At 41.7% G+C, this 26,503-nt stretch carries 20 protein-coding genes and 1 tRNA gene; 6 read left to right on the forward strand and 15 right to left on the reverse strand.

Annotated elements, in window-relative coordinates; genetic code table 11:
- Positions 1-54: 54 nt before the first annotated feature.
- On the reverse strand, positions 55-639 hold the full coding sequence (gene ruvA, locus QZ407_RS02380) for a Holliday junction branch migration protein RuvA (protein ID WP_295767456.1): 585 nt from the start codon (positions 637-639) through the stop codon (positions 55-57).
- A 155-nt stretch (positions 640-794) separates the two neighbouring features.
- The gene (locus QZ407_RS02385; RefSeq protein ID WP_295767457.1) at positions 795-3,095 is read right to left on the reverse strand and encodes an NADP-dependent malic enzyme; all 2,301 of its coding nucleotides are present in this window, start codon (positions 3,093-3,095) and stop codon (positions 795-797) included.
- Between the two features lie 284 nt (positions 3,096-3,379).
- On the opposite strand from QZ407_RS02385, the gene QZ407_RS02390 reads away from it, so the two are divergent.
- From QZ407_RS02390 to QZ407_RS02400, 3 genes are all read left to right on the forward strand, one after another.
- The gene (locus tag QZ407_RS02390; RefSeq protein ID WP_295767458.1) at positions 3,380-4,246 is read left to right on the forward strand and encodes a PAS domain-containing protein; all 867 of its coding nucleotides are present in this window, start codon (positions 3,380-3,382) and stop codon (positions 4,244-4,246) included.
- Between the two features lie 117 nt (positions 4,247-4,363).
- On the forward strand, positions 4,364-7,159 hold the full coding sequence (locus tag QZ407_RS02395; RefSeq protein WP_295767459.1) for a hypothetical protein: 2,796 nt from the start codon (positions 4,364-4,366) through the stop codon (positions 7,157-7,159).
- 132 nt (positions 7,160-7,291) lie between these two features.
- Entirely contained in the window at positions 7,292-10,774 is a 3,483-nt protein-coding gene (locus QZ407_RS02400) for a PAS domain-containing protein (protein WP_295767460.1), read from the forward strand.
- Positions 10,775-10,792: 18 nt separating this feature from the next.
- Here the strand turns inward: QZ407_RS02400 and radC are convergent, their stop codons facing one another.
- The 4 genes from radC to QZ407_RS02420 form a co-directional block, all read right to left on the reverse strand.
- Positions 10,793-11,491, reverse strand: coding sequence for a DNA repair protein RadC (gene radC / locus QZ407_RS02405; protein WP_295767461.1), 699 nt, complete (start codon positions 11,489-11,491; stop codon positions 10,793-10,795).
- Positions 11,492-11,651: 160 nt separating this feature from the next.
- Positions 11,652-13,988: a S9 family peptidase gene (locus QZ407_RS02410; RefSeq protein WP_295767462.1), complete on the reverse strand. Its 2,337-nt coding sequence runs from the start codon at positions 13,986-13,988 to the stop codon at positions 11,652-11,654.
- A 166-nt stretch (positions 13,989-14,154) separates the two neighbouring features.
- Positions 14,155-14,409: a 30S ribosomal protein S20 gene (rpsT, locus tag QZ407_RS02415; protein WP_157540629.1), complete on the reverse strand. Its 255-nt coding sequence runs from the start codon at positions 14,407-14,409 to the stop codon at positions 14,155-14,157.
- A gap of 109 nt (positions 14,410-14,518) precedes the next feature.
- Entirely contained in the window at positions 14,519-15,217 is a 699-nt protein-coding gene (locus QZ407_RS02420; protein WP_295767463.1) for a DUF4397 domain-containing protein, read from the reverse strand.
- Positions 15,218-15,381: 164 nt separating this feature from the next.
- Here QZ407_RS02420 and QZ407_RS02425 point away from each other — a divergent pair, with 164 nt between their 5' ends.
- The gene (locus tag QZ407_RS02425; protein ID WP_295767464.1) at positions 15,382-16,410 is read left to right on the forward strand and encodes a zinc dependent phospholipase C family protein; all 1,029 of its coding nucleotides are present in this window, start codon (positions 15,382-15,384) and stop codon (positions 16,408-16,410) included.
- Here QZ407_RS02425 and QZ407_RS02430 read toward each other — a convergent pair.
- From QZ407_RS02430 to QZ407_RS02460, 7 genes are all read right to left on the reverse strand, one after another.
- A complete protein-coding gene (locus tag QZ407_RS02430; RefSeq protein ID WP_295767465.1) occupies positions 16,381-17,028 on the reverse strand; it encodes a DedA family protein in 648 nt (215 codons plus the stop codon). The two genes, QZ407_RS02425 and QZ407_RS02430, sit on opposite strands and share 30 nt — an antisense overlap.
- A gap of 41 nt (positions 17,029-17,069) precedes the next feature.
- Positions 17,070-17,816 (reverse strand): DUF4397 domain-containing protein, encoded by a 747-nt coding sequence (locus tag QZ407_RS02435; protein WP_295767466.1) that lies wholly within the window; start codon positions 17,814-17,816, stop codon positions 17,070-17,072.
- Positions 17,817-17,818: 2 nt separating this feature from the next.
- Positions 17,819-18,508 carry a DUF4397 domain-containing protein gene (locus tag QZ407_RS02440; protein WP_295767467.1) on the reverse strand — a complete coding sequence of 230 codons (690 nt, stop codon included), beginning with the start codon at positions 18,506-18,508 and terminating at the stop codon, positions 17,819-17,821.
- 105 nt (positions 18,509-18,613) lie between these two features.
- Positions 18,614-19,738 carry a DNA polymerase III subunit beta gene (gene dnaN, locus QZ407_RS02445; protein ID WP_295767468.1) on the reverse strand — a complete coding sequence of 375 codons (1,125 nt, stop codon included), beginning with the start codon at positions 19,736-19,738 and terminating at the stop codon, positions 18,614-18,616.
- Between the two features lie 34 nt (positions 19,739-19,772).
- Positions 19,773-22,169 (reverse strand): gliding motility-associated ABC transporter substrate-binding protein GldG, encoded by a 2,397-nt coding sequence (gene gldG / locus QZ407_RS02450; RefSeq protein WP_295767469.1) that lies wholly within the window; start codon positions 22,167-22,169, stop codon positions 19,773-19,775.
- Positions 22,170-22,295: 126 nt separating this feature from the next.
- Positions 22,296-22,826 carry a hypothetical protein gene (locus QZ407_RS02455; RefSeq protein ID WP_295767470.1) on the reverse strand — a complete coding sequence of 177 codons (531 nt, stop codon included), beginning with the start codon at positions 22,824-22,826 and terminating at the stop codon, positions 22,296-22,298.
- Positions 22,827-22,924: 98 nt separating this feature from the next.
- Positions 22,925-23,458 (reverse strand): hypothetical protein, encoded by a 534-nt coding sequence (locus QZ407_RS02460; RefSeq protein WP_157540637.1) that lies wholly within the window; start codon positions 23,456-23,458, stop codon positions 22,925-22,927.
- Between the two features lie 161 nt (positions 23,459-23,619).
- Between QZ407_RS02460 and QZ407_RS02465 the strand changes: the two genes are divergently transcribed.
- The gene (locus QZ407_RS02465) at positions 23,620-24,090 is read left to right on the forward strand and encodes a hypothetical protein (RefSeq protein WP_295767471.1); all 471 of its coding nucleotides are present in this window, start codon (positions 23,620-23,622) and stop codon (positions 24,088-24,090) included.
- Between the two features lie 186 nt (positions 24,091-24,276).
- Here QZ407_RS02465 and QZ407_RS02470 read toward each other — a convergent pair whose 3' ends face one another.
- Positions 24,277-24,981: an ATP-binding cassette domain-containing protein gene (locus QZ407_RS02470; RefSeq protein WP_295767472.1), complete on the reverse strand. Its 705-nt coding sequence runs from the start codon at positions 24,979-24,981 to the stop codon at positions 24,277-24,279.
- Positions 24,982-25,064: 83 nt separating this feature from the next.
- On the reverse strand, positions 25,065-26,036 hold the full coding sequence (locus QZ407_RS02475) for a polyprenyl synthetase family protein (RefSeq protein WP_295767473.1): 972 nt from the start codon (positions 26,034-26,036) through the stop codon (positions 25,065-25,067).
- 290 nt (positions 26,037-26,326) lie between these two features.
- Between QZ407_RS02475 and QZ407_RS02480 the strand changes: the two genes are divergently transcribed.
- Positions 26,327-26,414 (forward strand) — tRNA-Ser (locus QZ407_RS02480).
- Positions 26,415-26,503: the final 89 nt, after the last annotated feature.

Genomic DNA, 26,503 nt, shown 5'->3' on the forward strand with positions numbered 1-26,503 from the left:
AACACTTGCAGCAAATTTGTTTACCGAGCTTACCAATGGTATTAAAAGCTGTAATTATAAACTTTTGAGAGCCGATTTAATTAGTTGTTCCACCGTTAAAGTTTCGGTGTTTTTACCTATTTCTGCGTCGAGTACCTTCTCGGCTGCGTTACGGGCAAAACCCAGCATAACCAGTGCAGAAAGTGCCTCATCTTTAACCGTATTGTTGGCCGGCATGCTTATGAGTGTATCCGGTCCTTCCTTTCGTAATTTGTCCTGTAACTCCAGTATTACCCGCTGGGCCGATTTGGGTCCTATACCTTTTATGCGTTGTATTTGGGTAACGTTTCCTTTTACTATAGCGGTTTGTATTTCTTCGGGCGTAATGGATGACAGCATCATGCGCCCGGTGTTTGGGCCAATGCCCGATACCGAAATTAAATGAAGAAACAGGCGTTTTTCACCTTCATCGGCAAAACCGTAAAGCGTGTGACCATCTTCCTTAACATGCAGCCATACAAATAGCTTGCAGCGTTCGGTATCGCCCAGTTTTGAGAAAGTGTTTAATGAGATGTTTATGTGATAGCCTACCCCGCCAGCATCAATCACCACATAGGCCGGGCTTTTAAAAGCCAACTTGCCATCAATGTATGCGTACATGTATAATCAATAAGTGTGTGTTTATTATTTTTCGTTAAAAATAATAAAACATACGCTTATACGGCGGGCTTGTAAAAAAGATTTAGGCCTATCTGCAAGATAGGCCTAAATGACTTTAAATTGATAATAAATATAAGTGCTAAACCAGCGGAAGCTTATAATGCGCCGTCTTTAGCTTTTTGCTGAGCATCAACTACAGCAATGGTAATCATGTTCACAATTTCACGTACCGAACTGCCTAACTGAAGTACGTGTACAGGCTTTTTAAGGCCTAGTAAAATCGGACCAACAGCCTCGGCTCCGCCAACTTCCTGTAAAAGCTTGTAAGCAATATTGCCCGACTCCAGGTTAGGGAAAATTAAGGTGTTAGCAGCCTTGCCGTTTAAGGTTGAGAATGGGAAGTTGTCTTCTAACAACGCCGGGTTCATGGCAAAGTTAGCCTGCATTTCACCGTCAACAACCATATCAGGGTATTGCTTATGCAAAATCTTGACTGCCTCGCGTGTTTTATCAGGCACGTCTCCATCATTCGAACCAAAGTTTGAATAAGATAGCATTGCTATACGCGGGCTGATGTTAAACTGTTTAACTGATTCCTCCACCAGTACAGTAATGTCAACCAAATCCTGCACGGTTGGGTTTACATTTACTGTGGTATCTGCAAAAAACAGCGGACCTTTTTTAGTGATCATCATGTACATACCCGCTACACGGCTAACACCTTCGGCAGTACCAATAATTTGCAGGGCAGGTTTTACAGTTGATACATAGTTTTTGGTTAAACCTGAAATTAAGGCATCGGCATCACCAAATTCAACCATGCTTGCACCGTAATAGTTACGGTCGCGCATCATTTTTTTAGCCTCATAAAGCGTTATACCACGGCGCTGGCGCTTTTGGTACAAGTGTTGTGCGTATTCATCCTGGCGGTCACATGGCAGCAGGGTGTTAATGATTTTTACATCACCCAAATCAAGTTTGTGATCGGCAATTATCTTTTGAATTTTTTCGGTGTTGCCCAGCAAAATTGGAATGGCAATGCCTTCATCTTTTACTATTTGTGCAGCACGTAATATTTTGTAGTTATCGGCCTCTGCAAAAACCACACGTTTTGGATCTTGCTTGGCTTTACCGCTTAAGTTACGCATCAGCTTATTATCGCTTCCTATGCGGCCGTGTAGTTTTTCGGCATATTCGGCCCAATCGGTAATTTCGGTACGGGCCACGCCTGATTCCATTGCAGCTTTAGCCACCGCGGCCGATACCTCCACAATAAGGCGCTGATCCATTGGTTTTGGAATGATGTAATCTTTACCAAAACGCAGGTTGGTGGTGTTATAAGCCAAGTTAACTTCTTCCGGAACAGGTTTACGGGTAAGTTCGGCAATGGCATGTACTGCGGCAATTTTCATTTCCTCGTTAATTGCAGTAGCGCGCACGTCTAATGCACCACGGAAAATGTAAGGAAATCCTAAAACGTTATTAACCTGATTTGGATAATCACTGCGGCCGGTAGCCATAATAATATCCTGGCGGGCTGCTACGGCAATATCATAGGTAACCTCAGGCTCAGGATTGGCCATAGCAAACACAATAGGGTTGGGTGCCATGCCTTGCAGCATTTCGGCAGTAACCACGTTACCTGCAGATAGTCCGATGAAAACATCAGCGCCTTTCATGCCTTCGGTAAGGTTGCTTACATCAGTACGGTGCGTAGCAAACTCCAGGCGTATATCATCAAGGTCGGTACGGTTGGGCGTAATCAAACCATTAATATCAAACATGATAAGGTTTTCTTTTTTCACACCTAACTGCAAATACATTTTAGTACATGATACTGCAGCGGCACCGGCTCCGTTAATCACCAGTTTTATCTCACTAAGCTTTTTGCCTTGAATTTCACATGCATTCATCAGCGCAGCGCCCGAAATTATAGCCGTGCCATGCTGGTCATCGTGCATAACCGGAATGTTCATTTCAGCTTTTAGCCTGCGCTCAATTTCAAAACAGGTTGGTGCCGAAATATCCTCGAGGTTTACACCGCCAAAGGTAGGCTCCAACGCTTTTACAATATTTACAAACTCATCAACGTTTTTGGTATTCAACTCAAGGTCAAATACGTCAATATCGGCATATATTTTAAACAACAGGCCTTTGCCTTCCATTACCGGCTTACTGGCCTCAGGGCCAATATCACCCAAACCTAATACCGCGGTACCGTTGCTTATTACCGCCACCAAATTACCTTTGGCAGTGTACTTATAAACATCGTCGGTGTTTTTGGCAATCTCGCGGCAGGGCTCGGCCACACCCGGAGAGTACGCCATAGTTAAATCGCGCTGTGAATTAGTTGGTTTTGTTGGAACCACCTGTATTTTACCGGGGCGGCCTTTAGCATGGTAGCTCAAAGCATCCTGACGGCGTTTAGCATTATTATTGTTGTTGGTTGTGCTCATTCTTCTCGAATTTTCAGGTTGGCAAAATTACGATTCCTTTTTAACATGCTGCATATTACCTCAATATTATGAAGTTGGCAGCATTCGCAGGGTTTGGTTGCGTAAATATTAAAGGCATTATTTTATTTTTCTACATTAACGCTGTGCGCCCAAATTTTATTCGGCCAGCTGATGTTGAGTTACTGCAATTGCTTATCAAATAAGGTCAATTTAAAGCTTATATAATATTTTTTAAGAATAAATATTGTTGCTTATATTAGGTAAATGTAGTTACTACAATACCGATGGGTAAAAAGTTTGTTTTAAAGCTGATGCTTGGATATGTTGCCGCCGGGTTATTATGGCTGGTTGGCGGTACATGGTTAATTGACCAATTGAAGTTACATGATTACTTTGCCGGGTTTGACTTGGCATTAGTAATTAAAAACATATTATTTCTGGTTGTAAGCGTAATAACTCTTGTTTACATCGTGGCTAACTATTACAGCCAGTTACTGGCACGCCAAACTATATTAAACCGCCAGCTTACAGAAAGTGAAGGTAGGCTAAGGCACTTGCTTAATACTTATGAATATGTAATGAAGGCCACCAATGATGTAATTTGGGATTATGATATAGCAAATAATAAGCTTAAATGGTTAAGCGGATACAGTGAAGTATTTGGCTATGCCAGCGACGACGAATTACCGGTTGAGAATGCCTTTTGGAACATGAACCGTATACATGAGGATGATAGAAAGGCAACTATAGAAAGTTTTAAAACAGTACTGGAGGGAAAAGAGCGCAAATGGAACGCAGAGTACCGCTACTTATGCGCCGATGGTGCATATAAGTATGTTGCCGATAGGGGATATCTGATATTAGACGAGCATGGTGAGCCTGTGCGCATGCTGGGCGCAATGCAAGACATTGACGTGCGAAAAAACTACGGGTTGCGCCTGGAAGCACAAAATGAAAAATTGAAGGAAATTGCATGGCTAAACTCGCATGAAATAAGGCGCCCGCTTTGTAACATGCTCGGACTTATGCCTATGGTTAAAGCTAACGTGAATGATGATGCAGCATTACCTGAGCTTATAAACTATTTAGAAACTTCGGCTAATGAGCTCGACGAAACTGTAAAGAGAATAAACGCACAGGTTTGTTTTTGATAGGTGCTTGTAAGAGCTAAGCGAACTTATTAGTATGGCATACATGTTATTGCCGATGTTTTGAAAGTTAGAATAATAAACTATAACTTTATTTTTGCTAACCTAATCTACCTCCTTATGCTAAAATGTTTAATAACCTGGTATGTTCTTATTACCGGTATAATCATTTGCGGTAATTGCTTTGCGCAATCGCCAACGCGGGCTTACCTTAATAGCGTAATTACAACAGTAAATTCAACTACCGAAAAACTTGCTATTGAAAAATTATACCTCCAAACCGATAAACAATCTTACCAGGCCGGTGATACCCTGTGGTTTAAAGGTTATTTGTTAAACGAGGCATCGCTTAGCTCATCAACTAAAAGTGGTTTGTTATATGTTGAATTGGCCAGTGACAGCAACCGGTTAGTTAAGCGCGTTATGCTGCCGGTTTACATGGGCTTAACTTATGGTAACATTGTGCTGCAACCGGAGGATGTGCCGCAAGGCGGATATGTTTTAAGGGGCTACACCAATTGGATGCGCAACTTTGGTGAAGATGCAGCGTTTCAAAAGCACTTCTATGTATCGGGTGCTGCCACTAACGATAGCTGGCTGGTGAACTATAATGCTGCAACAACAAGCTTAAATGGTAAAGATAACGTGCGCCTTAAATTGTTGGTTAACCAGTTAGACAAAGACCCGGTACGGGTAAGAGAGATGCAACTGCGGCTGAGTGATGGTAAACGTACCTTGCTCCGGAGCGATGTACAAACCGACCTGGGGGGCGAAATGGATGTCAATTTTAATTTGCCTGATAAGGTCAATATCCAAAACCTTTCATTAAGCCTTAAAGACATGCGCAAAAATGCGGGTAACCGTGTTATCGAAATGCCCCTCATGCTTAACCGTAGGGAAAATATTGATGTGCAGTTTATGCCCGAAGGTGGTAACCTTGTTGCAGGTATACCTGCGCATGTTGCATTTAAAGCAGTTACCGAAAACGGTTTAAGTACAAACGTTAGCGGAAAGGTTTTCAACAGAAAGATGGAGGAAGTGGCTTCATTTGCATCAATACATAAAGGAATTGGTGTTTTTGATTTTACTCCTGCTGCAAATGAGGTTTATACCGCCAGGCTTCAAAATAATGGCGTATTATCTAAAAGTTTTACTTTGCCTGCTGTTGCCTTAAAAGGGCTCAGTTTACGGGTTAGTAATCCGTACAAAGCCGACTCTTGTGAGGTAATAATTAATGGCTCTGCCGATTCGTTAATTGTTGGCCGAACGTATTACTTAATTGCGCAGGCACGTGGCATGATTTGCTACGGAGCATCGTTCAAATTGCTGGCCGAACCAACGAAACTTTGCATTGCAAAAAATCTACTGCCTACAGGTATTACACGCTTTATGCTGCTTGACGCCAGGAAGACGGTTTTAAACGAACGTATGATTTATATTGATCATGCCGATAAGCTTAAAATAAAGCTATCTGCTTCAAAGCCGGCTTACGGGCGCAGAGACAGTGTTGCCTTACAAATGGAAGTGAGGGATAAAGATGGCAACCCCGTTATAGGATCATTTTCTTTAGCCGTGACAGATGATAGTCAGGCTAAGACCGATACGCTTGCTGCCAATCGTATCAATAGCTATTTGTACGTTACCTCAAGTTTGAATGGTGTAATTGAAGATCCCGGGTACTATACTAACCCTGCCGCCGATGCACTTAAGTGGCAGCAAACCGATCAGTTACTTATGGTGCATGGATGGGTAGGCTACAAATGGGATAATTATTTTAAACCGGCAGCACCAATGACATTTAATGCCGAACAGCAGTTTTCCATACGTGGTAAGGTAACCAACGCTTTTAACAAACCTGTATCAAATTCAGGTATAACGCTGTTTTCAAAAAAGCCATTTTTAATTACTGATACTACGTCTAACGATAAAGGCATATTTATATTTAATGGTATTTACCCGTCTGATACGGCAGTTTATTTCTTGCAGGCAAAAAATAAGCGCGGCAAAAGCTTCAACGTAGGTATTGAAATGGAAGAGTTTGTACCACCTGTTTTTAAAGCTCCGGCAGGGAGGCTTGTGCCATGGTATGTGAATATTGATACCACACAGTTGCGCTTAAAGAATAAACAAAAGCAACTTAAAGAAGAGCAGAACCGCGTTACGCAAGGCAATGTGTTGAAAGCCGTAGAGGTAAAAGCAAAAAAGGTAATTAAGGGTTCAAAAAACCTCAATGGCGCAGGCGGGTCTGACGTGGTTATAGACGAGGAAGAGCTAAAACGATCGGGCCGTACAGCCTTGCGGCAACTACTCGAAAAAAGGGTAAAAGGCTTTTATCTTAAAACGTTAAAGAATTTTAACAAAGAGTATGTAATCAATAGCAACTTGCTGCACTTAATTATTGATGGCGTTGAAATTGACTACTTTTTTAACCCTGATGGTGGCTTGGCACGCTATCAATATTATGACCAGTACCTGGATTATTACGATGCCGAGGAAATTAAGGGAATTGAGGTGATGTCGAGCTCAAAATATTCGCTAAACTACTTTTCGGCGTTTATTGCATCTAAAAACCCATTAGCTATTCCGTTTGAGCATTGCTTTGTTGAGGTTACCACACGCAGCGGCAGCGGGCCTTTCATGAAAAAGGCGGTTGGTACTTATGTTTACCGCCCTATGCCATTTGCACTGCCTAAAGTTTTTTATGCCCCAAAATATAAGGCAGGTGCTAATCCGGATATGACTGATATACGTTCAACAGTACACTGGGACCCTAATATTGTTACCAGTAAAGATGGCAAGGCAAAAATTACCTTTTACACTGCTGATAACGTGGGCAGCTATACTATTAATATTGAAGGTGCCGATTTGCAGGGTAATGTTGGTATACAAAGGTCAACAATAAGGGTTGAAAAATAATTACCGGCAGACTGTATTTAACACAACTAATTAATAGTTAAAATTATTAAATCCGTCAACTATTTTTAGATTTTTAGGTTAAGATTATTAATGCTATTTTGCGGTTAGCCAATTTACTATAATACTACTATCGTGAGTGATTCTACCATATTCCTGCATGGCGGAGGCCAGACCGGCAAGCTACTGCGCTCAACTGACTGGTCCAACCATCCACTGGGAATGCCCGATGCCTGGCCCGAAAGTTTGAAGCAGGCGATTAGTATAAGTCTTAATTCAGGCTTTCCAATTGCAATATACTGGGGCCCTCAGTATATATTATTATATAATGATGCTTACAGCTCTATCCCTGGTGATAAACACCCATGGACTTTGGGCAAACCCGGTGCAGTTGCCTGGGCCGAAATTTGGGATGGCTTAAACAGCGAGTTTGAAGGCGTATTATACCAAGGTCAATCCATACGCAAGCCTGATGCATTATTACTGATGCGCCGTTATGGCTATACCGAAGAATGTTATTTTGATTACACGCTTTCGCCCATTATAAATAAAGATGGTGTTGTTGAGGGTGTATTTAATGCAGTTATTGAAACTACCTACAAGGTAATTAACGATAGGCGTAATAAGATTTTGCAAAGCCTGCAGCATGCTGTTAACAGTGCGCATAGTGTGCAGGAAAGCCTTGCCATTATACAGCAAATTTTAGCCACCTGCAGTAGCGATATTCCATTTTATAAACTGCAGCTGTCAGGCAATATTAATGTACCTGAGGCCGGGCAAACTGTTGTAAGTACAAACCTGCCCCTTAATCAACACATATTTGATGCGGCAGTTAAAAAGGTGATGGTTAGCAGCAGTCCGGAGCATATTGAAAACCTTGATGAGCTAGCGGAGCCTGTAACAAGTGAATGGAACGAAACTTGCCGTGAGGCGTACGTTGTATCTATAAGCGGGGGCGAGGCCAATGTTAAAGGAAGTTTGGTGTTAGGCGTGTCGCCCAGGAAAAAGCTGGATAATGACTATGAGCATTTCCTCGCATCTGTTGGCAATTATGCGGGTATTATACTTAATAACGGTTATAACTTTAGTTTAAGCACAGCCTTGCAACGCGAGCAGGCTTTAAATGAAGAGCTTGCTGCAACTAATGAAGAACTGGGTGCTACTAATGATGAGTTGCATAAATCTCAGCAAAATCTGGCCGATTTGAATAATGAACTGGAAGATCGCATCAGCAGTCGTACTCAGGCTCTTACTGAAAGCGAATCTCGGTTCAGGCAGTTGGTTGAACAATCGGCCGTTGCTATGCTGGTACTGCGTGGCCCGCAGTTGCTATTTGATATTTTTAACCAGCCTATGCTTGATATGATAGACCGCACGGCGGATGTCAAAGGCAAGCCCCTGCTGGAAGTAATTCCCGAGCTTATTGGGCAACCTATAGTTGATAAATTAAATGAGGTCCTCAAAACCGGCATTGAATGGAAAGGTCATGAGCAACCCGTTGTATTAAAACGCAACGGGCAGCAGTCACGCGGCTTTTTTAATGTATCATACCGGCCATTGTATGAAAACGGCGAAATAAAAGGCATTGTTCAATCGGCTGTTGATGTTACAGCGCAGGTTGAGGCACGCAAGGCAATTGAGCAAAGTGAACACAGCTTACGCAACCTGGTAATGTCGGCTCATTATGCCTTGATGATACTACGTGGCCGTGATTGGGTTATTGACGTCGCCAACCAGCAATTAGTTAAGCTATGGGGAAAAAGTATAGAGGAAGTAACCGGCAAAAGGCTGCTTGATGTACTCCCTGAATTGGAAGGACAACCATTTCCCGGATTATTAACCCGCGTTTATAATACCGGTACATCATATGGGCAAGAAGAGGAAGCTTTTCTTCTTGATACGCCAAAAGGAGCTGTAAAAAAATACGTAAGCTTTTATTATGATCCTGTTTTTGATGCCGATGGTAATGTTACGGGCATAATTGTAGCGGCCGAAGATATTACAGAAACAGTAGAGAACCGGCTATTACTGGAGAAGAGCTATAGCGAACAGCAATCATTAAACGAGGAGCTGACAGCAACTAACGAGGAAGTAGCAGCCGCTAATGAAGAATTGGTGACTACTAACGAAGAGTTAGCGCATACTCAAGAAAGTTTGCAGCGCACTGTTGCTCAGCTGGCAGAAAGTGAAGCTCGTATACGCTATATGGTGGCTGATGCGCCTGTAGCCATTGGTATAATTACCGGTCAAGACCTTATTGTTGAAGCAGCTAATAACAAGTTGCTGGAGGTTTGGGGTAAAGATAAGGCTATATTGAATTTGCCATTGCATATTGCCCTTCCGGAGTTGGAAGGGCAGGCCTATATAGGGCTTTTGCAAAACGTTTATGAAAGCGGTGTTCCTTACTCAGGAGATGAAGCAAAAGTACTATTAGTACGCGGGGGTGTTTTAGAAGAATGCTACTTTAACTATGTATATCATCCTATAAAGGATAATAATGGCAATACCTTTAGCATAATGGTAGTTGCTAACGAAATTACAGAGCAGGTAAGGGCGCGCAACACTGTTGAACAGGCCGAAGAGATGTTGCGCTTGTCTATAGAGGCTGCAAGGGTAGGCACATGGTATTTGGATATCAACTCCCGCGAGTTCAGGGTATCGGGCAGGATGAAAGAGCTGTTTGGCTTTTATGCCGATGATGTGGTTGATTACGCAGATGCAGTTAACTGTATACCCGATGAACACCGTGCTTTGGTTGAAAAGGCAGTTGCCAAGGCAATTGCTGACGGTGAGGTATATAATATTGAACACCCGGTAATTGGGCACCATGACAAGAAGATACGTTGGATCAGAGCATCGGGCCGGTTAAATGATGATAACAAAAGCGGTGTAACCTACTTTTCGGGCGTAATTATTGATATTACTGAGCAAAAGCAGGATGAGCAGCGTAAAAATGATTTTATAGGCATGGTAAGCCATGAGCTTAAAACGCCGCTCACATCATTAAGTGCTTACGTTCAAATGTTGCATGCAAAGGCTCGTAACAGCAGTGATAGCTTCACTACAAATGCATTGGATAAGGTAAGTATTCAGGTTAGAAAAATGACTACCATGATCAACGGCTTCCTTAATGTTTCGAGGTTGGAATCAGGTAAAATCCATTTAGATAAGCAGATCTTTGACTTAGCTACTTTGGTACATGATATGGTTGAAGAAACACAGCTTACTACATCAAGTCACAGCATTAGTTTGCATCAATGCGACAGCCATAACGTAAACGCCGACAGGGAAAAAATAGGAACTGTTATATCAAATCTGTTAAGTAACGCAATAAAATATTCGCCACGTAATACCCACATCAAAGTTGGGTGTGAGATACTAGATGGTGTAATACGTGTGAGCGTAAAAGACCAGGGAATTGGCATAAAAATGCAGGATTTAGAAAAACTATTTGAGCGCTATTACCGGGTAGATAACAACCAAACACAAACCATATCAGGGTTTGGTATAGGGCTTTACTTATGCGCCGAAATTGTGAACCGCCATGACGGCAAAATTTGGGCAGAAAGTGAAGCTGGTGCTGGTTCTACATTTTACTTTAGCTTGCCCCTAGCTTAAAGCCTGGGCATTTAGTCATTAAATCAGCCCTTCATCGGCAAAGCTAAAATAGCCGCCGTCGGTAATAATTAAATGATCGAGAACGCCTATATCCAGAATTTTTCCGGCCTGGTGTATTTTACGGGTTAAATCAATATCCTGCTGGCTGGGTTTAAGGTTGCCCGAAGGATGATTGTGGGTTAAAATAATGGAGGATGCCTGATGTTGCAGGGCAACATGGAAGATTATTTTAGGGTCGGCAACTGTTCCTGAAAGTCCACCTTTGCTAATTAACTCTTTAGAAATAATTTTGCAGCTTCGGCTTAGCAGTAAAATCCAAAACTCCTCATGGTTTAAATCAACTAAATGCCTTTTCATAACTTGGTAAACACTTTTACTACCGGCTACAGTTTCAGGCACCTTTACATCGGTATCGGTACGTCGCCTGCCCAATTCAAGTGCCGCAATAATGGATATTGCTTTTGCCTCACCAATACCTTTGAATTTCGAAAGCTCAGCAACTGAAACCTTCCCAAGCTTTTGCAGGTCGTTATCATAATGGTGCAAAATTCGCTTGCTTAGTTCAACTGCCGATTCGGTACGGCTGCCCGAGCCAATCAAAATAGCAATCAATTCGGCATCACTTAACGCACGGCGTCCCTGGCTGTTAAGTTTTTCACGCGGACGGTCTTCCTCTGCCCAGGCCTTTATGCTTATTTTGCTTTCATATGCTTCCACGGCTTGAAACTATTGAAAATTTATCATCAGTGCAATACCTTGAATGTTAGCCAAAGCTTTCAATTCAACAAAGCTTAAATATAAAAGGCCACAGTGAAACTTCACTATGGCCTTTATATTACAGGTAAAGCAGTTAATTGCTAAGCCCTGTAGGCTGATTTTATCTTATATCAATTTGTGGTTTTAATTGGTATTCTTTAGGCGTTTCAGCCCCCATCAGGTAACGCACAAAATAATCCCAGCGCCTGCGGGTCATGTAATAGCTGTATTGGCCATAGCCGTGCGCGCTGTTAGGAAATATTACTAGGTCATAGTCTTTACCTGCTTTTTCAAGTGCTTCCACAACAAGTAACGTGTTGTAAGGAGGTACGTTGTCATCCATCATGCCATGAGCCAGCATCAGTTTTCCTTTCAAATTTTTTGCAAAATTTTGGTTGGCCTGGTCTTCATAGTTTGATTTGCCGCTTGCGTCCTTGGTAAGTAAGCCAATATAGCGTTCACCCCAATCATCCTCGTAGTTACGGTTGTCATGATTGCCTGATTCTGATATACCTACTTTGAAAAAGTCTGGATATTTAAACATAGCACATGCAGTAGCAAAACCACCACCCGAGTGCCCCCACATACCAGCCCTGTTAATATCAATGTACGGATACTTTTGAGCCAGTTGCTGCATTCCGGTAACCTGATCGGGTAGTGTGTTTTCTGACATTTTACCATAAGCCATATCATGGAAGCTTTTTGAACGAAGCGGATTGCTTGTGCCTTCTATAAGTACAACTACGAATCCAAGTTCGGCCAGAGCCTGGTGATCGCCACGGGCAGCCGAAAAGCCCCAGTTGCCGCCCATACTGCCACCCTGCGGACCAGGGTAAATGTAGTTTATGATAGGATACTTTTTGCTTGGGTCAAGGTTGGTGGGTGTAAACATTAAACCGTACAAATCAGTCTTGCCATCATGTGCTTTCACTGTAATGGGAGTGGGCGCTTTCCAACCTGATGCACTAAGCCTTGATACATCTGTTTTTTGTACAGTAGTAATTACTTTGCCGTTTTTATTACGCAGTACTGTAACAGGCGCAACGTTAGGTTGTGAGTAAGTATCTACCAAATAGTTGCCTGATGGTGAAAACGTAACCTGATGAAAGCCGGTTTCAGGCGTTAAATCAGTAAGTTTTTTGCCATCGAAACCGATTTTAAAAACATGGCTAAAGTAAGGGTTTATCTTATCGTGCCCGTTAGCTACAAAGTAAATGAGCCTGTTTTTTTCATCTACTTTAAGTAAACGTGTAACAACCCAATTGCCTTTGGTTATTTGGTTTTTAAGTTTGCCGTTAGCTGCATTATATAAATAAAGGTGTCCCCAGTTATCGCGCTCTGAAAACCAAATTATTTCGTTTGATTGGGGCAGGTAGCGCCAGTTAATGCTTCCCCAGCCTGATTCATATTGTGTGGGTACAACCTCTTCAAAAACCTCACGCACCGCGCCTGTTGCTGCGTTGGCAATACGCACCTTTTCCTGTTTGTGATCGCGCGATGTTGATACGAAGGCCAGTTGAGTAGCGTCGGCGCTCCAGTTTACATCATCTAACGAGCCGCTGCTTGAAATATCATCACTTAAGGTAGCGCGGTGAGGGTCTGCTTCTACCTTAAGCATTATTACTTTGGGGTTGTCCACCTCTACAATGCAACGATGAATCATGGCAATATCCTTATCGCCGGGAAGTGGATACTTCCATGCTTTCAGGGCAGGCGTACCTACATTTGTTGTTACGAGGTACATGTCACCAACTTTACGCTGGTCTTGCTTAAAGGTGGCTATTTTTCTAGAATCGGGCGACCATTTCAGAATGGCAGCGTCACTATGCGACCAGCCTGCATTGTCTGTTGCGTAACCAAAGTCCTTCTCGCCATCGGTTGTTAGCTGGGTTTGTTTACCTGTGGCTAAATCACGTACCCAAAGATTATAATCATTAATATAAGCCATGCGTTTGCCATCAGGCGAAATGACGCCACCTGCCATAGCGTTACGCCTGTTCATAGTTGCGCTACGGTTGCCTTGAGCAGGGTTGGTGTTTTCGCTTAAAGTACCCGTTTGGAGATTGTAGTTCCAGTATTTATTACCTGCGTAAACGGTCGCAAAATTACCATCGTCAGTAAAGCTAATGCTTGCAGGCAGCGCTTCGGCCTTAAATGTGCTTTGAGTGGCCTTTGATAGTTCGCTGGCAAATTTATCATGATCAAATGCGAGGTTGCGTGTGCCTTTTGCCGCATCAACAATTATGTACTCTGAGCCTTTAGGGGTAAGGTTGCGATACCAAAAGCTATCTCCTGTGAACCAGTTAGGGCGTACGTTTGCTCCGTCAATAAGCGGAGCCGTGTTGTAGCCCATAAACTTTTCGGCCCGTTCATAATCAGTAACCGTAAGTGCTTTGCTGTTTTGAGCATTGGCAGCAGCACAGCTTAGCAGCAAAACAGGTAGTAAAAGTTTTCTCATTTGCTTGAGTGAATAAGTAATACAGTTTTAAACAACCAATATACAGCTTTTAAATATGCTGCTCATTGAACATGGTTGTATAACCTGTTTTTTACGTTTGTAAACTGCAAACAAAAAAAGCCGCTCCATTTGCATGAAGCGGCCATATCAGCATAAAACTGAAATATTATTTTAAGCCGTTAACAAATTTAGTCAGTTTTGACTTATTGTTAGATGCTTTGTTTTTGTGAATTACGTTTTTCTTAGCTAAACGATCAAGCATTGAAATTACTTTGCTCAATAAAGGAGTAGCTTCCTCTTTGCTGGTAGAAGCCCTTAACTTTTTGATAGCATTTCTCGTAGTTTTAGCCTGATATCTGTTACGCAGACGCTTCGCAGCGTTAGCCCTGATTCTTTTAATTGCTGATTTATGATTTGCCATTTTAGCTAATTATCTTTTTTAATTTCGGACTGCAAATGTAGTACAAATATTTACAAGTTGCAAATCTCTTACAAAATAATTTTCAGCACGTTATATAGTTTGCACAGGACTATTTGTTGGTAAATACACCCACGCTAAATGCTTGGTTGCCGGTTCCGCCAACCAGGCCTTTTGCATAAACAGTATAAATTTTACCGCTTTCAAGGTTTACTGTTGCTGCGGCTGATGGAAACGCACCAGTGTTATAAGCACGTAAAGTATAGCTGCCAGCATTAACCTCGGTAGTTGCCGCAACACCTCTGAAGTTTTGTGCGCCTACCAATACTGTGCTTCCGTTGTTAAGTGTAACGCCCGATGAGTTTGGCGATGCGTTTACATATCTTATTTTAGCTTTACCTGATGCAGGTGCCGCCAAATCATCAGTAACGGCCAATACGCTCAATGCACTGTTTTGACCGATAAGCATGTAAGTGTAACTTGTTTCTACATCAAAGCCGGCATTGGTGGTAGCAAGCGTTGCCTCGCCCGAAGCAGATTTGATGATTACATCCTGCGTACCCGAAAATGTATCATAGTAGCCTGATGCCTCACCAAAATTTACACCGTTAGGGGTGCGTAATACATCATCAACATATAAACGTGCGGCAGGAGCATCGGGGCTTGCATTAATTAAGTTAACACGTGAATGCAGGGTTTCTTCAAAATTGTAAGGGTCGTCTTTTTTACAGGAAGAGAAAAGGCTTAAACTTAACAAACTCATAAATGCATAACGAGCCGTAATTTTAAATGCAGAAGTGAAATTTTTCATAGATGATTTTAAGATGAACAAATTGGGTTGTATAGCAACCGTGTTATTTGTATAAGTACGTAAAACATGGTGTTATAGTATTTGTTTGCCACGGGTTTTGTTCGTTAATTAGCTTAAAAGAATTAACACAACTATTTCAAGGGTTTATAAATGAAAAGTGCAAGGTGAAATTTTCAGTGCGTTTAATGCTGTATACTGCGTTGCTTTTCCTGATGAGTTCGTGGGGTTTTTACGCTCATTTCAGAATAAACAGAGTAGCTGTTTATACCCTCCCTGCCTCAATGAGTGCCTTTTACCGGGCAAATATTGAATTTATTACTGAACATGCAATTAGTGCCGATAAACGACGCTATGTTGATTCGGCCGAAATACCGAGGCACTTTTTTGATGCCGATCATTACGGTAAAGATCCCTTTCATACCGTACCACAAAAGTGGAAAGATGCCATCAAAAAATATTCGGCCGATACCTTATATAAATATGGTACACTTCCCTGGACAATTCAGTACAACTACTATAAGCTTGTTGATGCATTTAAAAGCCATGATACATCATTAATAAGGCATTACTCGGCTTACTTAGGCCACTACGTGGCTGACGCTTGTGTACCCTTGCATACAACAATGAACCACGATGGGCAACTAACCCACCAAAGCGGGCTACATGCTTTATGGGAAAGCCGTTTACCCGAGCAGTTTGGCAATACTTATAATTACAACGTAGGTAAGGCGCGCTACATTGAGAATCCGTTATGGCAGGCGTTTATACTATGCAGGAGCTCCTTTAAATGCACCGATTCGGTGTTGCGTGTACAGCGTTTGGTTGATAGGGCGTTTCCGGCCAATGAGAAGTATGAGACCATATTGCGCGGTAAGCGCAAAATAAAAGACTTTTCGGCTGCTTACTGCCGTGCTTATCACACAGCATTAAAAGGTATGGTACAGCGGCGGTTGCGTATAGCCATTCTTAACACAGGAAGCTATTGGTATTCGGCTTGGGTTGATGCAGGCCAGCCTGATTTAGGTAAGCTAACTGATTTGCTGGCCGACTCCGTAAAACAAAAAACCGCTCATGAAGCGGCTTTGTATAAAATTGGAAAGATTGCAGTATTACCCGCATACGGCACAGTTAACAAACCGCTGCCTGAGGTAAAATCATCATCATTACGCGCTACGCGAGAACCTGCTCCGTAATGCTGCCCATATAGGCGGAAGTAACGACACTACAACTATACCCAGTGCTATCAGCGAAAAGTTTTTCTTGAAAAACGGAACGTTACCTAGTAAATAACCTAAAAATAAGAAGGTTACAATCCAGGCAAACCCTCCAACAATGTTATACAAACTGTAACGGCCAAATGGCATACGCCCAACGCCCGCTACAAATGGTGCTATAGTTCTGATGATGGGCATAAACCTGCTAAATATAACCGCTTTACCGCCATGCTTATCAAAAAAAGCTTTGGTTTTAAGATAATAATCAAGTTTAAGTACTTTATTTTCGGGCTTAAAAACGCGTGCTCCTAAATAATGGCCTAGCTGGTAGTTTACTGTGTTGCCTAAAAATGCAGCAATAATAAGTAAAATAGCCAGCAGGTAAATATCAAGACCTGAGCTACCGGTAGCTATTAAAGCTCCTGCAGCAAATAGCAGTGAATCGCCGGGCAAAAACGGTGTTACTACAAAGCCCGTTTCAGCAAAGATGATAACGAAGAGGATGAGATAAGTCCAGGCTTGGTACTGGCTGGTTATTTGCACAAGATGCTTATCAATGTGCAAAATAAAGTCAATAAGTTCTTTTATAATTTCCACCGTTGTTACAGTTTGGCGTAAAAGTAACAAATATTTGCACACTACCGGTTATTTTCCGGCGGGTTATTGGCAAGCACCGCTATGTTGAATGCAGCACTATCAGTAGGGGCGCGGCCTACTATTCCGCGCGAGTAAATGGTGTACAGCCGGCCATCCTGAACGGTAATGTTATTGAGTTCGGCAAGGCTGGTGGCCGAGGTATTTGCCGGATAAATTCTGAAGTTGTAATTGCCGGGTGGCAATGTGAAATAGTTTGACACTTCGGCAAAGCCAACATTCCTAATGATAGCTACTCCGTTGGCATAAATATCATGAGCACCTGTATTACGGGCGGCAGTGTTTACAAAGCGTACCCGGCCACCCTTGCCTATAGGCGGTAATGAAGCAGTATCATCAACAGTTAATATTGTTCTTAAAGTTTTTTCTGAACGCAAACCGGTGAAAAATAAACTGTAACGCGTATTAGGCAAAGTCACAGAATCTGAGCTGAGTGTTACGCCATTATCATCGGTACGGGTGGAGCGCAGTTGAAGTGGAAATCTGGCCTGGTCAGAAGTGAGGTAAAAATAAGCGGGCGTTGTGTTGTAGCTATAACGGTTTAATCCGCCACCATTAATAAACAATTGTACCGGATATGCATCGGGACTAAGGTTAAGTATTTGTATTCTTATATCGGAGGCAGCTCGGGTAGTGTCATCTTCTTTGCCGCATGAGCTTAGCATGGGCAACGCAAGTAATAAAAAGTTAAGTGTAAATAAACTATAAAATATAGTGTTCTTTTTTAACATGTTTATTGATTTACGATTAAACCTGCCCTGAAACTATTGCGCCTTCCTTGACTAAACAGCGTGTAAATGGTGCCGGCGTTAAGAGTTATATTCGATGTATACAAAACCTCGTTGGTATTCAAAGGCGATATTCTGATTGTTTTTTTTCCGTTACCTACAGGTATGAAAGCACTTACAGCCTTAAAACTACTGCTGGTAAATCTTAAAGTATCATTTAAATAAACCCTCACCTGCGGCATCTCCTGTGTTGCAGGTACAAATCTCAATAGGGCATTTTTAGCGTCGGATGCAAGCGTGTCTTTTATTAAAAAAGCCGAATTGCGGTTGAGGCCGCTTAAAAATAAAGAATAGCTCACATTTGAGGCAGCCGAATCAAGCTTTACCGGAAGAGTAAAAAGTGTATCGGCATAGTTATAGTTCTGATTATCAAACAAACGCCTGAAAGCAATCACGGTTTCTCCGCGGTTTACTGCGCTATAACCGCTGTTTGCCAATGGGTAAATACCTGTAACACTGTTTTGACGTGCGCCATTTATGTAATAATTAATTACGATAGATGTATCGGTAATAGCATTAATTACATTTAAGTTCACCGTGCCCGGATTGGCAACCGGAGGATCATTTTTTACGCACGAGCAAAAAGCCAGCAAAACTGTTGCAATTAAAACGGTTAAATTGGCTTTTTTATACATATCCGAATTTATAACTGCTTTTTCTACGGTTTGTTATATACGGCTAACTAAAAAAGTCCGGTTTGGTAACCGGACTTTAATTTGGATTTATAATTAAGTTAAAACTTATGCATAGCTATTAAGCATCACCGGCATAACCAGCATCAGCACATCCTCGTTTTCATCACCGCCTTGAGGCAATAGCAAACCTGCCCTGTTAGGAGTTGACATATGCAATGCTACTTCTTCGCTGCTTAAATTTTTAAGCATTTCAATTAAGAAACGGGCATTAAAGCCAATCTCAAGATCGTCGCCCTCGTATTGACAGCTTAAGCGCTCATGCGCCTCATTAGCAAAATCAATATCTTCTGATGATATATTTAACTCGCTTCCGCTAACTTTTAAGCGTACCTGGTGTGTTGTTTTATTTGCATAAATGGCCACACGCTGTAATGAACCAAGGAAAGACTGACGGTCAATAGTCATCTTATTAGGGTTGCTTTGTGGTATTACAGCTTCATAATCAGGGTAACGCTCATCAATTAAACGGCACACCAGGTTAATGTTACCAAACTTGAAGAAAGCACTGGTATTATTGTATTCAACAGATACATTAACATCTTCTGATGGCAAAGCCGATTTTAGCAGGTTTAATGCTTTCTTTGGTAATATAAATGATGTATTGCTGGCGGCCTGTGCATCTTTACGACGGTAACGAACCAACTTGTGCGCATCAGTAGATACAAAAGTTAAATATGAAGTTGACAGCTGGCAAAATACACCTGTCATGGCAGGGCGCAACTCATCATTACTTACAGCAAAAATAGTTTTGTTAATTGCCTCGGCTAAAACAGATGCCGGTAAGTTAACTGACGATGCGTTTTCAACAACAGGAATTTTTGGGAAATCCTCACCGTTTTCACCACTTAGCTTATATTTTCCATCACCGGCACTTATCTCAATAGCAAAGGTTTTGTCATCTACCGAGAAAGCAATAGGCTGCTCAGGTAATGATTTCAGCGTATCAAGTAAAATGCGTGATGGGATAGCAATACGACCATTCTCTTTTGCTTCTACCGATAATGACGTAGTCATGCTCGTTTGCAAATCTGTAGCCGATATGGTAAGGTTGCCTTCTTTAATTTCAAATAAAAAGTTTTCCAGTATTGGCAACACTGTGCTGCTGCTTAAAGCGCCGCTTACAGCCTGCAATTGCTTCAGTAAAGTTAACGTCGAAACAATGAATCTCATAAACAAGTATTAGTCCATCCAAAAGTATAAAATTTTAACGGGCATACTTGCGTTTCCGTAAAGATTGTTGAAAAATTGCAAAAATTAACAACACCGCAACAGGTACCACTGTATTAATGGTTTGCCAGTACGTTTTCTCTGTGCGGAGACGAGCCCTGTCTAACAAACGCAGTTTTATTTCTTTGTTACGCAAGGCTATAAGTCCGGTATCATCAGTAAGGTAGTCAACCAAATTTAACAGTAAATTTTTGTTGCCATAGGTTTGCTGTGTATACCGGTCAAACCCTAAAGTAAACGGAGAGCCATCACTTCCAACCTGATTTTTGATGATATCGCCATCGCTTAATACCACCATTTTTGCTGCCTTACTATGCGGTACAATTTCAATAGCTTCAGTAATACCGGCAGGAACTGGTCTGTTAACAAAAGCAGAATTAAAGCTTCCTTGCAGTAAAACACCTGTAATTTTAGGCTGGCTTTTAAACTCATTGGGGTTTGGCTCCTGCTCAAGCGCTTGTAAAGAGAGCGCATGGGGTGCTGTAATCTTTTTGTTATACGGTGATGAAGCAAGTAACACCGTTTGCTGTATACCTTTAACCGGCAGCAAGTCAATGGTACTTGCAAATTCGCTTCGTATGCCTTCTAAATTTTTAACTACTGGATGACTGCCAAGCGGCATAAAAACCGGGTAAAAAAGCCATGGTAACATTTGTATTTGAGCCTGACCACCTGCATTGCCCGTGGAAACCGGTATTTGTGAACAATTTAAATCGGCAACGAGGTCATAATTAATACGCACTCCGTACCTGAACAGCTGATCATCAATATTTAATTGCTTTGGAAATGCAAGCTGCTCACCACCGTGCCCGCGCAAACTGTCAAGCTCGGCACTTACCTGGTCTATAGCCCAAATAATACTGCCGCCCCGCATGAGGTATTGATCTATTTTAAATTTTTCAACCTCGTTAAACGGCTTGTCAGGTTTGGGCACCACTAACAATTTCATGGTTTGCAGTGTGGAAAACGGCATGGTTTGTAAGTTAATGCGGCCTACCTCAAAGCCGTCTGAAAGGGTTTGAAGGGCATCATTGAGCTGTACGTTATTCAGCTCATTATGGCCTTCTGTGAATCCAATGCGTGGCCTGCCACCTGAAACTACTTTTTTTATAGCAGAGGTAAACGCATATTCAAGGTTTTGAATAGAGTTGTTAAGCACTTCATCGGGCGAGAGGCCAATACGCGTTTGCAGCAGTTTTACACCAATACTTTTATCGCCGGCGTTTACCAGTGCTGTTGGAAAGATTATTTTTTGCGATACCCCGTTGTCGGTTTTTACGCTGAGGTTGGTAGCTTCAACACCTTTACTTTGAAGATCCTGAATGGTTTGTTCCTGTTCCTGCTCGTTTAAGCCATCTAAGGGATTTATAAATTCGAATTGTAAACGGCGGTTGCTGTAGGCTTTCAGGTCACTCAGCATGTCGCGAGTTGCCTGTTGTAATCTTTTCATTCCGCCGGGCAAGTCTTTGCCCTGAAGGTAAACAGTTACTTTAACAGGCTGGGGCAGGGTATCCATCACACCGCGGCTTACATCAGAAAGTGTAAAGCGCTTCTCTTTGGTAAAATCAATACGGGTGAAGGTTAATAATGAAAGTATGATGATTGCAACAAGTGAACCTGCTATGACTGGTAGCGCAGTGTGTTGCAGTTTTTTTTGACGCTGATTGGTTACTACCAAAAGCGTAAGTGTTAAAAAAAATCCTGTTAAAACTAAAAAGTAAGCCAAATCGCGCGTGTCGAGCACGCCACGGCTTACCGAATCATAATGGCGGGTAATACCTAAATTTTGTATATCCCAATTCTGAAGTGATAGCAACTGGCTTACCGAATCGAACCCGCTGTATAAAAGGTAGCTGATAAATACCGCAATGGTAAATGCAATGATCTGGTTTTTACTAACCGATGATGCAAATAAACCAACCGCTACAAAAACAGCTCCTAATAGAAATAAGCCTATGTATGAGCCTATAACTGCACCCGTATCTAAATTGCCTTGAGGGTTGCCCAGTATCCAAACCGAAAATGCATATAGCAATGTTGGCAGCAGTGCAAATAAAACCAGCAACAGGCAGGCTACATATTTGCCCGCTACTATTTGCCAATCGGTAAGCGGACGCGTGGCCAATAATTCTAAGGTACCTTCACGGCGTTCTTCGGCCAGCGAACGCATGGTTATAGCCGGTATCAAGAACATAAACAGGTAAGGCGCAGTACTGAACAAGCTTTCCAGGCCAGCGTAACCATACTCCAGTATGCTCGACTCTGGAAAGACCCATAAGAATAATCCGAGCACCAGTAAAAATACTCCTATAGTTACATAAGCAACCAGGGAGCTGAGGTAAGAACTGATTTCTTTTTTTAAGATGCTGAGCATAAATGTAAAAGGCTTGAAAGGTTGATGTTGTTTAAAAAAAATTAAGCCGGTAAGGCAGCATCTGTTTAATTGTGGGTTAATTAAGATTTTTAGAAAAGAGCGTTTGCAATTGCTTAGCGATATGTATTAAAGATGAAAGCGGTAAGCAACCCTTATGGCAAACTGCCTGAGCCGGTTTTGTGACCAGTTTTCAAACCGCAGGCCAATATCAACATGATTGGTTTTTTCGCTGTTAACAGGCAATAAAAATCCTGTTCCTAATGAGTAAGCAAACAAATTGCTTGTACTGCCACTATTATTTTTGTTGTTAAAAACGGTACCCAGTTCGCCCGCAAGGTACAGTTTGGCATCAGGGTAGTATTTTACACCTGCTTTTAGCGGCGTGAAGTAATCGGGGCCAGGCTTTATGTAATTATTAAACCCAAAGTTTTTATGGTTATAACGGTGGTACCCTGCAGCAACCATTAAATTGACGCTGGCCGCTACCGGAAGTTCGAAATTTGCCGATGCGCCATAGCCAATAGTGTAACCGCTGCGTTGAGGTACGTTTAGTTCAGGGCCTAAGCTAATGGCCGGTTTTCTGTCTGTCTGGGCATTGGCTACAACTGATAAAAAGACTAATATAAAAAACAGGTTTAGCTTAACCATTGCGGGCATATTGTTGCGTAAGCAGTAAAGTAAATGATAAGTTTTTAAACAAAAAAGCCTTGATTAAATATATCAATCAAGGCTTTCTGTAAAGTGTAAAGTTAAAACTACAAGCCAAACTTGTAAGCAATTCTAAATACAAATTGCTGAGCATTTGCGTCAACAGTCCATCCTTCAAAGCGGGCACCAAAATCAATATCATGACCGTTGCTTACCGGGAACGAGAATCCAAGTCCGGGAGCATACACAAATGCAGTACCTGTACCTTTATTAGTACCTATGCGTGCACCAATTTCACCCTCGCCATAAAAATTTGGAGAAAAATAGTATTTACCACCAGCTTTTAAAGGCACAAATCCTAAATAGGTATCGCCACCTACTGCTTTAATTGCGTCACGCACTGGTTTATCATAATAATAGCTAATGTAGCCAGCTGTTACTGTAAAGAAGAAATTTGATGATAAAGGTAATTCAGCTTTACCGGCACCACCAAAACCAATGCTGTGTATGTCGGCAAAATCACCAATAGGCACACCAAAATCTAAACCAATACCAAGCTTAGCAGCTGATGAACGTTTGCGTTGTGCAAAAGAGGCAGTAACTAATAATGCCAGAGTTAATGTAAGTAATATTTTTTTCATAGTTTTTTTGATAAATCGTAGGTGTAACCAAAACCATACAATATTGTTTTGCTTTTTGCTACAAAGTTCATATTCATAAGTTTATTATAGACTTACTACCCTTATGGCATAAATGTTGTTCGGTAGTTACAAATTTTAAATTCTTACACATATCTATTTTTATGAAGAAATTTATCCTTTTGGCCGCTATTGCAGCTTTATTTGCCACTACAAACACGTATGCACAACGAGGAGGTTCAGGTTACACTACTGCCTTAGGTTTAGGAATTGATTTTGGCGATGGTTCAACTTTGGTTGGTCCAAGCATTAAACATTTCTTTAGCCCAAATGATGCTATACAAGGAGATTTATTATTTGGCGGAGATGCCACATGGATTGGCGGTTCTTACAACTATCATCAGCCATTCAGAGAAGCTCCTGAATTGAAATGGTATATCGGCTTAGGTCCGCAGGTTGCTCTTTATGACGGTGGTTCAACCTGGTATTTAAGACCAGCTGCTGGTTTAGATTACAAAATTAAATCGGCTCCTATAAGCCTTGTATTTGACTGGAGACCAGCAATCGGATTGAGTAATAATGTTGGTACAGCCGCAGCACGCTTTGGCTTAGGCTTCCGTTACGCTTTCCAATAAAAAATTAAACATATCTACCTATAAAGACTAAACCCCTGCTTTATATAAAAGGCAGGGGTTTTTATCTTTATAAGATTATATTAAAACGCTACAATCCAAATTTGTAAGCAGTTCTAAGAGCAAGCTGTTCTATATTTTATAAAAGGATTAAGTATGGCACAAACTTACTACCAGTTTGCGTAAAACTTAATTGGTGAGCGAAATAAAGATTTCTTCCAAAGATTTACCCAAATGCTCCTCTTTTAATCCTTGCAGTGTGTCATTTGCTGCAATGTTGCCTTTATTAATGATAATTACTTGGCTGCAGGTAGCCTCAACTTCTTGCATAATGTGGGTAGAAAGAATCACAGTTTTTGTAGCACCCAAATCACGAATGAGTTGCCTTATACCTATGAGCTGGTTAGGATCGAGTCCTGAAGTTGGTTCATCAAGAATAAGCACCTCAGGGTTGTGCAAAATTGCCTGTGCTATACCTACTCTTTGTTTGTAACCTTTAGATAGCTGATGTATTTTTTTATGTTGTTCGGGCGTGAGGCCGGTTTGTTCAATTACCTCTTTTATACGGCTGTCGGCGTTTGGCAACTGGTGTATGCCTGCCATAAAGCTTAGCGCCTCTTTAACATACATATCCATATACAGCGGGTTACTTTCGGGTAAGTAACCAATACGCCGTTTTACTTCAATGCTGTTTTTTACCGTATCAAAACCGCATACACTTGCATAGCCCGACGATTGCGGAACAAAGCCGGTAAGCATTTTCATGGTGGTTGATTTGCCTGCACCATTTGGCCCTAAAAAACCAAGCACACCCGGGCCGGCAGTAAAGCTTATGCCATTTACTGCTGTTTGCGAACCGTAAACTTTGGTCAATTTGTCAACCTTAATGCTCATGGCTGTTAAATTTATGATATAATAATACAGCTACAATAGGTAACACCTATAACAGTACTAAGTTTTTAAGTAGTGTTGTGGCGTTATTTATTGCGCTCGGTGGTATACCTTACCAGCTGTTCAAGGCCTGTCCGGGCTTCCCCGGGAGGGAAGGTGTTAAGAATTTCAAATGCTTCGTTTTGGTACTTTTGCATCTGAGTTTCGGCGTATTCCAGTCCCCCGTTTTGTTTTACAAAGCTTATAACTTGGCTTATCTTTTCGGGGTTGTCTTTATGGTTTTTTACCAGACTTATAATTTTTTTTCTTTCAGCTGATGATACGTTGTTTAAAGCGTAAATAAGTGGCAGGGTTACCTTCTTCTCTTTAATATCGATGCCTAACGGCTTGCCAACATCATCAGTGCCAAAGTCAAACATGTCGTCCTTAATTTGAAAGGCAATGCCTATTTTTTCGCCAAACAGTCGCATTTTTTCAATGGTATCAGCATCAGCGCCGGCAGAGGCCGCCCCACAGGCACAGCAAGATGCTATAAGTGATGCTGTTTTTTGTCTTATCACCTCGTAGTAGATGCCTTCGTCGGTATTGGTCTTACGTGCTTTTTCAACCTGCAGCAATTCACCTTCACTCATTTGCTTTACGGCATTTGAAAGTATTTTTAGCAGATCAAAGTCATTATGATCTAATGACAGCAGCATGCCTTTGGTTAGTAAAAAATCACCAACTAAAACAGCTATCTTATTTTTCCATAAAGCGTTAATGGAAAAAAAGCCACGACGCTGGTAAGCATTATCTACCACGTCATCATGCACAAGTGAGGCGGTATGAACCAGTTCCACCAGTGCTGCACCACGATAAGTAGCCTCATTTATGCCCCCACACAAGCTGGCGGCAAAAAATACAAACATGGGTCTTATTTGCTTGCCTTTGCGCTTTACAATATAATGCGTTATCCTATCGAGCAACGGAACCGAGCTTTGCATCGAAGCCTTAAACTTCTCTTCAAAAACATCAATTTCAGCAGCAATGGGCTTCTTTATTTCGTTAAGGCTCAGCATTAAAAACTTAGCAAACAGTTTATTTAAGTGTACTTTTTACCCATTAAGGCAAGCAATCGCAAACATACTAAAATAATTTAAGTGACTGTTTGCCATCATTAAATTTAGAGGGGGTTTAAACCTTTGATAGGTACGCAGGTCTTGAAAATGTATTTCCCTGGTGGTTGCAGGATAAATGCATAGGGTTTTTATATTAGTTGAAGTTTTGCTTGCAAAGCCCCGCAGTAGCGGGGCTTTGCTTTTTTGTTGTGTATAAACACCTATTAGTTTACATTTGCAAACATTTTTTTGGAGAGGTGTCTGAGTGGTCGAAAGAGCACGCCTGGAAAGTGTGTATACGTCAAAAGCGTATCGAGGGTTCGAATCCCTCCCTCTCCGCCCAAATTTTATCATCGTTTTTCAATATTCCACTTCAAACGTAGTTGAATAGTAACTGTGCCTTCTGACTTAGTTTAACTGTCAATTCT

This window comes from uncultured Mucilaginibacter sp. (assembly GCF_913773635.1).
Lineage (GTDB): Bacteria > Bacteroidota > Bacteroidia > Sphingobacteriales > Sphingobacteriaceae > Mucilaginibacter.